This window comes from Mesorhizobium silamurunense, assembly GCF_014843825.1.
Lineage (GTDB): Bacteria > Pseudomonadota > Alphaproteobacteria > Rhizobiales > Rhizobiaceae > Mesorhizobium > Mesorhizobium silamurunense.
This window is the reverse complement of record NZ_JHQR01000071.1, coordinates 1-12,045: the sequence shown is the minus strand read 5'-3', so window position 1 is coordinate 12,045 and position 12,045 is coordinate 1. Positions and strand designations below refer to the sequence as shown.

The 12,045-nt window shown below is 64.1% G+C and carries 10 protein-coding genes and 1 pseudogene; 8 read left to right on the top strand and 3 right to left on the bottom strand.

From position 1 onward, the window contains the following. Positions 1 to 185: 185 nt before the first annotated feature. Together DH10_RS08810 and DH10_RS08805 are read left to right on the top strand one after the other, a co-directional pair. Positions 186 to 1,658, top strand: coding sequence for an AAA family ATPase (locus tag DH10_RS08810; protein ID WP_192384616.1), 1,473 nt, complete (start codon positions 186 to 188; stop codon positions 1,656 to 1,658). Beyond that, positions 1,561 to 3,516 (top strand): hypothetical protein, encoded by a 1,956-nt coding sequence (locus DH10_RS08805; protein ID WP_192384615.1) that lies wholly within the window; start codon positions 1,561 to 1,563, stop codon positions 3,514 to 3,516. The genes DH10_RS08810 and DH10_RS08805 overlap by 98 nt, the downstream gene beginning before the upstream one ends. Before the next feature lie 650 nt (positions 3,517 to 4,166). Here DH10_RS08805 and gshB read toward each other — a convergent pair. The 3 genes from gshB to DH10_RS08790 all read right to left on the bottom strand — a co-directional run bounded on the left by gshB (position 4,167) and on the right by DH10_RS08790 (position 6,562). Then, entirely contained in the window at positions 4,167 to 5,108 is a 942-nt protein-coding gene (gshB, locus tag DH10_RS08800; protein ID WP_192249380.1) for a glutathione synthase, read from the bottom strand. Positions 5,109 to 5,177: 69 nt separating this feature from the next. Beyond that, on the bottom strand, positions 5,178 to 5,552 hold the full coding sequence (locus tag DH10_RS08795; RefSeq protein ID WP_192249376.1) for a GtrA family protein: 375 nt from the start codon (positions 5,550 to 5,552) through the stop codon (positions 5,178 to 5,180). Beyond that, entirely contained in the window at positions 5,552 to 6,562 is a 1,011-nt protein-coding gene (locus tag DH10_RS08790) for a glycosyltransferase (RefSeq protein ID WP_192249373.1), read from the bottom strand. Before DH10_RS08790 ends, DH10_RS08795 begins: the two co-directional genes overlap by 1 nt. A 301-nt stretch (positions 6,563 to 6,863) precedes the next feature. Here DH10_RS08790 and DH10_RS08785 point away from each other — a divergent pair, with 301 nt between their 5' ends. The 6 genes and pseudogenes from DH10_RS08785 to DH10_RS08760 form a co-directional block, all read left to right on the top strand. Further along, a complete protein-coding gene (locus tag DH10_RS08785) occupies positions 6,864 to 8,213 on the top strand; it encodes a putative bifunctional diguanylate cyclase/phosphodiesterase (RefSeq protein ID WP_192249390.1) in 1,350 nt (449 codons plus the stop codon). Positions 8,214 to 8,344: 131 nt separating this feature from the next. Next, complete coding sequence (locus tag DH10_RS08780) at positions 8,345 to 9,112, top strand: SDR family NAD(P)-dependent oxidoreductase (RefSeq protein ID WP_192249370.1); 768 nt, start codon at positions 8,345 to 8,347, stop codon at positions 9,110 to 9,112. Next, entirely contained in the window at positions 9,109 to 10,044 is a 936-nt protein-coding gene (locus tag DH10_RS08775; RefSeq protein WP_192249367.1) for a 2-dehydro-3-deoxygalactonokinase, read from the top strand. The genes DH10_RS08780 and DH10_RS08775 overlap by 4 nt, the downstream gene beginning before the upstream one ends. Beyond that, positions 10,041 to 10,679, top strand: a complete 639-nt coding sequence (locus DH10_RS08770) for a 2-dehydro-3-deoxy-6-phosphogalactonate aldolase (protein WP_192249364.1) — start codon at positions 10,041 to 10,043, stop codon at positions 10,677 to 10,679. The genes DH10_RS08775 and DH10_RS08770 overlap by 4 nt, the downstream gene beginning before the upstream one ends. Continuing rightward, positions 10,679 to 11,551, top strand: a complete 873-nt coding sequence (locus DH10_RS08765) for an SMP-30/gluconolactonase/LRE family protein (RefSeq protein ID WP_376774860.1) — start codon at positions 10,679 to 10,681, stop codon at positions 11,549 to 11,551. The genes DH10_RS08770 and DH10_RS08765 overlap by 1 nt, the downstream gene beginning before the upstream one ends. A gap of 98 nt (positions 11,552 to 11,649) precedes the next feature. Beyond that, a pseudogene (locus tag DH10_RS08760) lies at positions 11,650 to 12,045 on the top strand (D-alanine:D-lactate ligase-like protein); the annotation flags it as partial.

The window sequence follows — 12,045 nt, the reverse complement described above, 5'->3', positions numbered from 1 at the left end:
AGAGGGCCGGCATCCGTAACCCTTCACAAAAGCTGTCACCGCCGCGGCAACCATGTCGGACTCCAAGCCCCCAATTCTTCTAGAGGACCTCCAGCTTCGACAGAAATCCGGGTCTACAGCATTTCCCTGGCATCTGAGTTAATATTGCAGCTGAGGGACCCGAATTCAGCCTTAGGAGAGCTGGTGTGGACGTTGCCGCTTGGTTGCGAGGCCTCGGGCTCCAGCAATACGAGCAGGCATTTCGCGACAACGCGATCGACGCGGAAGTCCTGCCGGAGCTGACCGATGCCGACCTCGAGAAGCTCGGTATGCTCCTCGGTCATCGCAAGCGATTCCGCAAGGCGGTAGTGGGGCTGGCGCCCTCGTCAAGCCATCCCGACCCGAGCACCGATGACATCGCGGCTCAGAGCCGCACCCGGGAGCTAAGCGCGGAGCGTCGACAGCTGACTGTCATGTTCGTGGATCTCGTTGGTTCGACGGCGCTCGCGTCGCGTCTCGATCCAGAGGATCTGCGTGAGATCATCGGTGCGTATCACCGCTGTGTCGCCGATACGGTCGCTCACTTCGGCGGCTTTGTCGCCAAGTATATGGGCGACGGAGTTTTGGTGTATTTCGGCTACCCGCAAGCGCACGAGAACGCCGCCGAGCAGGCGGTGCGCGCTGGCCTCGCTCTCGTCGATGCCGTTAGGCAACTCCAAGAGCCCGAGCCATTGCGGGTTCGTATCGGCGTCGGCACCGGGCAGGTCGTCGTTGGCGATCTGATCACCGCCGGCGAAGGGCAAGAGCGCGGCGTCGTGGGCGAGACGCCGAACCTCGCCGCCCGCCTGCAAGCTCTTGCTGAACCCGACGCGGTCGTGATCGGGCCGCAAACGCGGCAGCTGGTCGGCGGTCTTTTCGAATATCGGGATCTTGGCGCCGTCGAGGTGAAAGGCTTTCCGGAGCCGATCCATCCCTATCAAGTGGTTCGTGAGAGCGCTGTCGAAAGCCGGTTCGAGGCGCTGCACGGGGCGACGCCCACGCCGCTGGTCGGGCGTGAGGAGGAGGTCGACCTGCTGCAGCGCCACTGGCATCGCGCGAAAAGTGGTGAAGGTCGTGTGGTGCTGCTCTCAGGCGAGCCCGGCATCGGAAAGTCGCGCCTCACCGTCACCTTGCAGGAGCGGATCCAGAATGAGCCACACACCCGCTTGCGCTATTTCTGTTCGCCGCACCATCAAGACAGCGCGCTCCACCCGACCATTGCGCAGCTAGAACGTGCCGCCGGGTTGGAGCGCGACGACCCGCCAGAGACGAAGCTGGAAAAGCTCGCCGGCCTGCTCGCCCCGGCTTCGCCGGAGGACGGGGCGCTGCTGGCCGAGCTGTTGTCATTGCCGACCGAAGGCCGCTTTCCGCCCCTCCAACTGACGCCCCAGCGTCAGAAAGAGAAAACCTTCGATGCGCTGCTCCGGCAGCTCGAAGACCTGGCGCGAAAAGGTCCGGTGCTGATGCTCTTCGAGGATGTGCACTGGATCGACCCCAGCTCGCGCGAGCTTCTTGGTGATCGAGCGGGTGCCGCACCTGCCAGTGTTGCTTCTCCTCACGTTCCGCCCCGAGTTTCAACCGCCGTGGACCGGGCAGGCACACGTCACGGTTCTTGTCCTCAATCGGCTCGACCGTCGTGAAGGTGCTGCGCTGGTCCAGCGGGTCGTCGGCACCGGAGAGCTGCCGAGCGACGTTGTCGCGGAGATCATCGAGCGCACTGATGGGGTGCCACTGTTCGTCGAGGAGCTGACCAAGGCAGTGCTGGAGGGCGGCAACGCCACGGCAGTGCTCTCAAGAGCTGCTGCGACGGCGTTGAACGTGCCCGCCACGCTGCATGCCTCGTTGATGGCGCGGCTCGATCGCCTCGGCTCAACCGTTAAGGAGGCCGCACAAATCGGCGCGGTTCTCGGTCGGGAGTTCTCCTACGAATTGCTGGCAGCGGTCGCACAGCGAAATGCCGCTGAACTAAATGGCGCACTGGATCAACTCGTCGGCGCCGGTCTGGTGTTCTGCCGCGGGACGCGGCCACTGGCCACTTACCTCTTCAAGCATGCGCTCGTTCAGGACGCAGCGTATGGCACGCTGCTGCGCGCTAAGCGCCAGGAGCTACATAAGCGTGTCGCAGATGTGTTGGAGGAAAGGTGGCCCGAGATCAGTGAGGCGCAACCCGAACTCCTCGCGCACCACTTTCAGGAAGCGGGGGATTGGGCGGGCGCGCTCGATCACTGGCAAAAGGCGGGAGGGGCCGCCCTGGCCAGAGCGGCCACCCGCGAAGCCGTGTCGCACTTTACCAGTGCTATTGACTGCAGCAGGAGACTTGGCGACGCCCCGGGCGGCGCCGAACGGGTGACACATCTCCACCTTGCGATGGCCAATGCCTTGATGCAGGCTGAAGGGTATCGTTCTGAGCGCCTTGGGAAGACGCTTGAAGATGCACGTCTTGCCGCCGCGAACACCGCATCGGTCGAATTGCAATGTGACGTTGCGCTTTCAGTCGCTCCATTTTTTTATGCCACTGGGCGCAATCACGATTACCTGACCCTGGCCGAAGAACAGCTCGCAAACTGTGCCGATCTCCTTCCAACGGCCTATCTGAGTGGTCTTTGGGCAACAAAGGGGATCGCTCATTCTAACCGGGGAGAAGAGCCGCTGGCAGCGGAGGCCTTGCGCAAGGCCTTAGATCTGATTGATCGGGTTGACCCAAGTCATCGCATTTCGTTCGCTGGTGCAGATCAACGTGTGTCTGCCCAGGCATATTTTAGCGAATCGCTGATCATACTGGGTTTCTTTGATGCTGCAGTCGAAGAGAAAGAGCGCCTGATGCGCAATTTTGACCAGCTCGATAAGCCTTTCGACCTCGCGTGGCATCTTCTCGTGCAGTGCCAATTGTGCGCGCTGCTCGGTCAATATGAGGAAGTACTCGATAACGCAAGGAAGATCGTCGAGATTTGCGAACGGCATGGCTACACGGCGCGTCGAAGCAGCGGCATCAGGTGGCGTGGCCATGCCCGCTCGCATTTAGGCGAACTGGATGCCGGCATCGATGACGCTCGGGAGAGTATGGTTCTTTGGCGCGGGCAGGGCGTCGTATTTCATACCCCTGAGAAAGCGTGCGAACTTTGTGATCTTCTCCTGCGGGCCGGTCGCATCGAAGAGGCATCGCAAACGCTTGATGATGTCGATACCCTCGTTTTCGATACGGACGAGGCGAGCTACCTAGCAGAATGCATCCGGCTTCGTGGCCAAATCGCCGCGGGCAGAGATGACCTGATGGGTGCCACACACCTATTCGAAACAGCAATTGCTACTTCAAAGCGGCAGAAAGCGCGACTTTTTGAACTCCGCGCCATAACTCAACTAGCACCAGTTCTCGCACGACAAGGTCGTGTCAATGACGCCGAGACGCGCCTACGATCCGTGATCGACACGTTTGAAACCAGATATCCGGTCGTCGACCTCATCGCAGCGCAAAGGGCGCTGGACACGCTGGGCCAATGAGTTTCGCAGCTCTGCGTTGGGGCTCCGACGACCTGGTTAGCGTCTGGATTGAAAACTGCTCATTGCGCACCCAAGGCGCACGTTCGTCCGTCTGGACTGGAGACGTTCACGCTTGGCCCCGCGTAGATCCGAACATGGCGCTCAGCGGACACTTCGATGGGCCATCACGGCGCGGCGTTTAAAAAGCTCACCAGAGCTCTGGTATCGGCGGTGCGGGATCGCGGGCAACCGTTACCCCAGCATCGCCTTTTCCAGGCCGGCGACCAACTGTCAGGGTGCTATTTCGTGAATGACAAATCCTGCCCCGTGAGTAGGATCCCCGACAATAGGGTCCCGCGAAATGACGAGCATTTCAACAGAGGTTCCGAGCATAGGCACCAGAAACGAGAGAGACGAGGTCTATATCGTCTCCGACTATCAAGACTGGGCAAGGTTTGAGAATCCAGACACAAAAAATCCTAACGGCGTCTCGTTTTATTTTCCAAGATTTGAGTATTGCGCCAAAATAGTTCATTTTTACTTGAGACAACACTCATAAAAGTCGTTGAGCGTATTGCGAAGTTGGCATTGATAGTCACCTTCTTCACACGGCTGCTGGGACTTTGGAAAAGCCATAGTGTAGCGCCCCAGCGGGCCTATCCGAGAAGGGCCTAGCTCCGCTTCCCTTCCACGCAATCCCAGAACAGGGCAGCGATATCCGCGCCGCCGAAACGCCGCACTTCGCGAATGCCGGTCGGCGAGGTGACGTTGATCTCGGTCATGTAGTCGCCGATCACGTCGATGCCGACCAGGATGAAGCCGCGCTCCCTTAGCGCCGGGCCGATGCGGGCACAGATCTCGCGCTCGCGCTCCGTCAGCTCGGTCTTCTCGGCGCGGCCGCCGACATGCATGTTGGAGCGCGAATCGTGCTCGGCCGGCACGCGGTTGATGGCGCCCACTGGCTCGCCGTCGATCAGGATGATGCGCTTGTCGCCCTTGCGCACATCCTTGAGATAGCGCTGCACGATATAGGGCTCGCGGAACAGCTGGCCGAACATTTCGAGCAGCGAGGCGAGGTTGCGGTCGGCCTCGTGCAAATGGAAGATGCCGGCGCCGCCATTGCCATAGAGCGGCTTGACGATGATGTCGCCGAACTCCTTGCGGAAGGCTGCGACCTCCTGCGGATCCTTGGTGATCAGCGTGTCCGGCATCAGGTCCGGGAACTCGGTGACGAAGATCTTTTCCGGGCTGTTGCGCACCCAGGCGGGATCGTTGACCACCAGCGTCTTCGGATGGATGCGTTCCAGGATATGCGTGGTGGTGATGTAGTTCATGTCGAAGGGCGGATCCTGGCGCAGCAGCACCACGTCCATCTCCGAAAGGTCGGTGCGCACCGGATCGCCCAGCGAATAGTGGTTGCCCTTCTCGTCGCGCACCTGCATCTCCTCGACGCGCGCGAACACCTTGCCGTCACGCATCGACAGGCGGTCGGGCGTGTAGTGGAAGAGCTTGTGGCCGCGCCGCTGCGCCTCCAGCGACAGCGCGAAGCTCGTGTCGCCGGCGATCGACACGGTCGAGACATGGTCCATCTGGACGGCGATTTTCAGCGGCATGCAGGGTCTCCGGCACGATCTCTGTCGCCGATATAAGGAACTCGAAGGCTTCTGCCAATCGGCCAGAAGCTACCGGTCGAAGACCAGCCGGTAGTAGCCGAGAAAGGACAGCGCCATCGCAGCCAGCGAGGCGATCACCAGCGCCGCCAGCGGCGGCAGGGCGGGCAGCGCGAACAGGATGGCGCAGTAGACGAGATAATTGACGATGCTGGTGGCGACGCCGACGCTGCCATAGCGCGCGCCCTCTTGCGCGATGCCCCGGCTCGACGGCGCGAAAGTGAGATGCCGGTTGATCTGCCAGGTGACGGTGAGCGCGAAGCCGATCGAAAGCACGCGCGCCACCAGCGGTCCGAGCGGCGTGACGGCAAGCAGCAGCCAGAGCGCGGCCGCGTCGGCGACGAAGCCGATGCCGCCAGCAAGGACGAAGCGGGTAAGCCGGCCCATCAGGCCGCCCGCGAGGCCTTGCCCGGCTCTCTCTTCGGGGAGGCCTGCTCGTTGACGCCTGCACGCCGCCCGATGCGGCCGGCAGGGATCGAAAGATAGAAGATGCGCTTCTGTTCGGCGCGGCCGCGCGACACCGAATCGAGGATCAGCCCGGTCACCGCCGAATGCATCGACAAGAGCAGCAACCCGACCGACAGCACCCAGGTCGGCATGCGCGGCACAAGCCCCGTCTCGGCGAATTCGACCAGCACCGGGATCATCAGGCCGACGCTGGCCGCCAGGAAGAACAGGGCGAACGTGCCGAAAAACCGCAGCGGCTGCGTCTCCTTCACCAGCATGGCGAACATCCACAGGATCCTGGCGCCGTCCCTGAATGTCGACAGCTTTGACGACGAACCTTCCGGGCGGCGGCCGTAGTCGAGCGCCATTTCGTTCACCGGCAGCTTGAGCTGCGAGGCATGGACCGACATTTCGGTCTCGATCTCGAAGCCGCCGGAAACCGCCGGGAAGCTCTTGACGAAGCGCCGCGAAAAGACCCGGTAACCGGAAAAGATGTCGGTGAAATCGGCGCCAAACAGGCTCGTGTAGAGGCGGTTGAAAACGCGGTTGCCGAAGGCGTGGCCGGAGCGGCCGGCATCGTCGGTCACGCCGCGCCTGGTGCCCACCACCATGTCGCAGCGCTCGGTCAAAAGCGTGTTGATCAGCTGCGGCGCATCTTCCGGCGCATAGGTGCCGTCGCCGTCGGCCATCACATAGATGTCGGCCTCGATGTCGGCGAACATGCGGCGCACCACATTGCCCTTGCCCTGGCGCGGTTCGCGCACGACCACGGCGCCGGCCGCGCGGGCCCTGAGCGCTGTCAGGTCTTTCGAATTGTTGTCATAGACATAGATCATTGCGGACGGCAGCGTTTCCCGGAAGCGCCGCACGACCTCGCCGACCGTCAGCTCCTCATTGTGGCAAGGCAGCAGCACGGCGATCGCCGGCTCGTTGCGGATTTCGTGTGGCATGTCTGTCTCCGGTGCCCGGCCCTTCGGCCGCGCCGATGCCGGCCCCAATGCCGGCGTCTCCGGGCCGCTTTACTATTTATTGAAGCCGTTAAGGCCAGGTTTAAGCCGATCCCCTCCGGACTGGCTCGAGCCTGTCGCAGAAAGCATGGGAAGCCCGTCGAGCTCCATCGCGTCAGGCAAGTCGGCTAACCGGAGCATGGCCCTTTTTTGGGGTCATCGGGAAAATCGATTTTTCCGATACCTTTCCTAAACGCTTTGCTGCCAGTCTGGTTACAAATTCCGCCGTCAGAACAGGGACATGATGCAAACGACGTTTGGCACCGGGCAGCCAGGCAGGGAAAACATGGATCTGGCCTTCACCGATCCGCTGACCGGGCTTGGCAACCATCTTCGCTTCTTCGACAAGGTCGATCGCCTGATCAGCGACCGCGCCGACGATCCTGCGCCCTTCACCGTCGGCATCCTCGACCTCGACGGCTTCAAGCCGATCAACGACCTGTTCGGCCACAAGGCCGGCGACGACATCCTGATCCAGGTGGCGATGCGGCTGCGCGCCTCGATGGACGGTTACTCCACCGTCTGCCGCATCGGCGCCGACGAGTTCGCCTTCCTCTATCCCATGGTGTTCAGCGAAGAGCAGGCGGCCGAGAAGTCGCGCATGCTGATCGAGATCCTGTCGGCGCCCTATGATGTCGGCGAGCGCACCGCCAGGCTGTCGGCCTCGGTCGGCTGCTCGCTGTTCTATTCCGGTGACGAGACCACCGAGATCCTGATCAACAAGGCCGAGACCGCGCTCTACCACGCCAAGCGCTCGGGCCGCGGCCGCGTCGTCGTCTACACCCGCGAGATGGAGGAGGCGGCCAAGCGCGTCACCCGCATCGAGCAGGCGTTGCGCCGCGCCGTCTCGGCCGGCGAGGTCGAGCCGCATTTCCAGCCCATCGTCGATCTCAACAGCCGCCGCACCATCGGCTTCGAGACGCTGGCCCGCTGGACCGACCGCGATCTCGGCATGGTGCCGCCGAGCGTCTTCATTCCGATCGCCGAGGAGCGCGGCATCATCGGTCCGCTGTCGCAGCTTGTGCTGCGCAAGGCGACCGAGGCGGCGCGCAGCTGGCCGAAGGACCTGTTTTTGTCCTTCAACCTGTCGCCGTCGCAGCTGGTCGACCAGAACACCGGCCTGCACATTCTCGCTATTCTCGAGCGCACCGGCTTCGATCCGCGCCGGCTGGAGATCGAGATCACCGAAACCGGCCTGATGACCGATCCGGCTTCGGCCGAGAAGATCGTCGAGGATCTGCGCCGGGTCGGCATCCGCGTCTCGCTCGACGATTTCGGCACCGGCCAGTCCTCGCTCGGGCGTCTGCGCGAGTTCCATTTCGACAAGCTGAAGATCGACCGCGCCTTCGTCTCCTCCATCCTCGACGACAGGCCGTCCGAGCACATCATCCGCGCCATTCTCGCCATGTGCGAAGGGCTCGGCATGGACGTTGTGGCCGAAGGCATCGAGGAGGAAGCGCAGGCCGACCGCCTGGTCCAGTTCGGCTGCGCCGGCGGCCAGGGCTATCTGTTCGGCAAGCCGGCCGATGCCGACGCCACGCTCGGCTATCTCCGCGATTCCTATCGTGGCGCGTTGCGCGCCAAGGCGATCTGACAGACCCGATCTGCCCGCCGCCTGGGGCGGCGTTCATTTTGTCAGACATAAGCGGCTGAATCCGCCGTTTCTCCCTTGCCCCCGGGGCCGGCATGGCTAGGATGCGCGCCGGCCAAAGGGAGAAAGAAATCATGATGCCATCGGCGCGTTTCGCCGACCTCGACGGCGCCTCGGTGCTGATCACCGGCGGCGGTTCCGGTATCGGCGCGGCGCTGACCGAGGGCTTCATGCGGCAAGGCGCGAAGGTCGCGTTCATCGATATCGCCGACAAGCCCAGCACGACGCTTGCCGACCGCCTGGAAAAGGAGCTCGGCCGCCGCCCGCTCTACCTCAAGACCGACCTGCGCGACGTCGAGGCGCTGCGTGCGGCGGTGGCAAAGGCATCGCAAGCGCATGGCGATATCACCGCGCTGGTCAACAACGCCGCGCTCGACGATCGCCATGAAGTGAAGGACGTCACGGTCGAGTTCTGGGACAACAATCTCGCCATCAACCTTCGGCCGCATTTCTTCACTGCCCAGGCGGTGGCGCCGGGCATGAAGCGCGCCGGCGGCGGCTCGATCATCAACTTCACCTCGACCTCCTATCTCATCAACCATCCGGACATGCCGGCCTACACCGCCGCCAAGGCCGGCATACTCGGCCTCAGCAAGGGCCTGGCCGGCAAGCTCGGCGCCGACGGCATCCGCGTCAACGCGGTCGCGCCGGGCTGGGTGGTCACCGAACGGCAGCGGGAGCTTTGGGTCACCGAAGAGGCGCTCGCCGCCCATGTCGCCAAGCAATGCATCAGGCAAGTCATGCAGCCCGACGATATCGTCGGCACGGTGCTGTTCCTGGCCTCGGATGCCTCGCGCATGCTGACGGCCCAAATGCTGATCGTCGACGGAGGCTTCCTGTGAGCGGCGCGCCGGCGGTCGCCGCCTTCGACTGGGGCACGACAAGGCTAAGGGCCTGGCTGCTCGATGGTACCGGCAAGATGCTTGCCGAGCGGCGCGGCGACGACGGGCTGATCACGGCGCGCGAGAAAGGCTTTGCGACGGTGCTGGAAGGCCACCTTGCCGCCATGGGCGCACCGGAGGCCTTGCCCGTCATCATCTGCGGCATGGCTGGTTCCCGCCAGGGCTGGATCGAGGCGCCCTATGTCACCGTGCCGGCGCCGATCGGCGCCATTCTTGGCGAGGCAACCCGCGTCGAGGGCCAGCGCCGCGACATCCGCATCGTGCCGGGCCTCGCCCAGCGGCTGGCCGACGCGCCGGATGTCATGCGCGGCGAGGAAACGCAGCTTGCCGGCGCCGGTTTGCCGGCAAAGGGCCGCCATCTCGTCTGCATGCCGGGCACGCATTCCAAGTGGGTCGTCGTCGAGGACGGCGCGGTCGCCGGCTTCGGCACCTGGCCGACAGGCGAATTGTTTTCCGTGTTGGCCGCGCATTCCATCCTGAAACATTCGCTCGGCGAGCATCCGGCTCCGGTCGCGGCGGACAGCCCGTTTTTCCGTCAATGGTGCAGCCAAGCGCTGGGCGAGGGCGGCGACGTGACCTCGAAACTGTTTGCGATCCGCGCCGCCGGGCTGCTGCAGGACTTGAAATCCGACGAGGCGGCGGCGTGCCTGTCCGGACTGCTCATCGGCGGCGAGATCGCTTCGGCCAAACGCCGCTATGGCGCCGGCGAGGCGCCGGTCGTCCTGATCGCCTCCGGCGCGCTGGCCGCGCTTTACGGTGCCGTTCTTGGCTTTGCCGGCCTTGCCTTCCGGATCGTCGACGCGGATGAAGCGGTGCGCGCCGGCCTTGTCGAGGCCGCGCGCGAGAACGGCATGATTGGAGGTGTCGCGTGACGCAGACAGCGCCCTTTCCGAAATTGAGACGCGGCCTGGTCGCGATCCTGCGCGGGCTGAAGCCCGGCGAGGCGGTGGCGATCGGCCAGGCGGTTCATGACGCCGGCATCGAGGCGATCGAGGTGCCGCTCAACTCGCCACAGCCGTTCGCCTCCATCGCCAGTATCGCCGAAGCTTTGCCCGAGACCGCACTGGTCGGCGCCGGCACGGTGCTGACCGCCGCCGATGTGGATGCCTTGCACAAGGCCGGCGGCCGGCTGCTGGTCAGCCCCAACATCGATGCCGAGGTCATGGGCCGCGCCATGCATCACGGCATGGTGACCATGCCGGGCGTGTTCACGCCCACCGAAGCCTTCCAGGCCATAAAGCTTGGCGCCTCGGCGCTGAAATTCTTTCCGGCAAGCGTGCTGGGCGCCGCCGGCATTTCGGCGATCCGCGCCGTGCTGCCGGCGACGACGCTGATCGGCGCCGTCGGCGGCGTTTCCGACAAGGATTTTGCCGGCTACAAGACGGTCGGCGTCAGCGTGTTCGGCCTGGGATCGAGCCTCTACAAGCCGGGCGCCAGCGTCGAGGACGTGGCGCAGCGCGCCCGCGCCGCAGTCGCCGCCTGGGACGAAGCCTTCGGAGGAGCATGATGGATAGCGTTTCGGTTCTCAGCGACCATATCTGCGAGCTCGGCGAGGGTCCGAGCTACGATCCCGCCACCGACACGCTGTTCTGGTTCGACATCGTCAACGGCAGGCTTCTGGAAAAGCCGCTCGCCGGCGCGCTGAAAATCCATGATCTCGGCGTGATGGCCAGCGCCATCGCCGTGATCGACGATGAGCGCCAGCTGATCGCCACGGAGGTCGGCCTGCAGGTCAGGGACGTCAAGACCGGCAAGCTGAGGCTGCACACGCCGATCGAGGCCGACAATCCACTTACCCGCTCCAACGATTCCCGTGTCCATCCCTGTGGCGCCTTCTGGACCGGCACGATGGGCAAGGACGAGGCGAAGGGCGCCGGCGCGATCTACTGGTTCTTCAAGGGCGAGCTTCGCCGCCTGTTTTCGGACGTCACCGTGTCGAACTCGATCTGTTTTTCGGAGGACGGCGCGACCGCCTATTACACCGACACCTCGACCGGGCTTCTGATGCGCGTCGCCTGCGATCCGGCGACCGGCCTGCCGACAGGCGAGCCGAAAGTGTTCGTCGACCATCGCTCCTCCAAGGGCTATGTCGACGGCTCCATCGTCGACCGCGACGGCGTGCTGTGGAACGCGGTCTGGGGCGGCAAGGCGGTGAAGGCCTATGCGCCGGACGGCGCGCTGCTGCGCGAGATACCGATGCCGGTAACGCAGCCGTCCTGCCCCGCCTTTATCGGCCAAAAGGGTGACCGGATCGCGGTGACGTCGGCCTGGAAGGGCAAGGATGACAAGCAGCGAGCGCTGGACCCTCAAGCTGGCATGACATTCCTGCTCGACATCCCGGTCAGGGGCCGCTTCGAGCCGCGCGTGCTGATCGCCTGAGCGGCTTGCGGATTATCGTCCGGCCCGGTCGGTTTCCCGCAAGCCTGCCGAGCCAGCCATGCGATGGTAGGGGCTGATTTGCCGGAGCAGTCCATTCCATGCCGCACAGCCAGCCGACGCTGATCCTTGTCCATGAGCCGGTGAAGGCGTGTTTCGACAGGCTCGTCGCCGAGGGCTACCCGACGGAACGCGCCACCGAGATTTCGTCTTATCTGGCGCAGTCGACCGATCTCGCGCCCGAATTCGGCGAGCTAGCCGCCGCTTGCGGAAAGCGTGGCCTCGCCTTCATGGCCGCCGAACTGGACGACGCCGCGACCGTGCTGGCGAAGGCCGATCCCAGGGCGACCCTGGTCTGGACGCTGACCGACGGCGTCGCCTATTTCCGGGGCGGCGCCTCGCCTGCGCTGGCGCGGCTGAACGGCCTGCGGACGATCGGCGCCGACGACTCGTTGTTCGCGCTCTGCCAAGACAAGTTCCGCTCCGGTGCCGTGCTC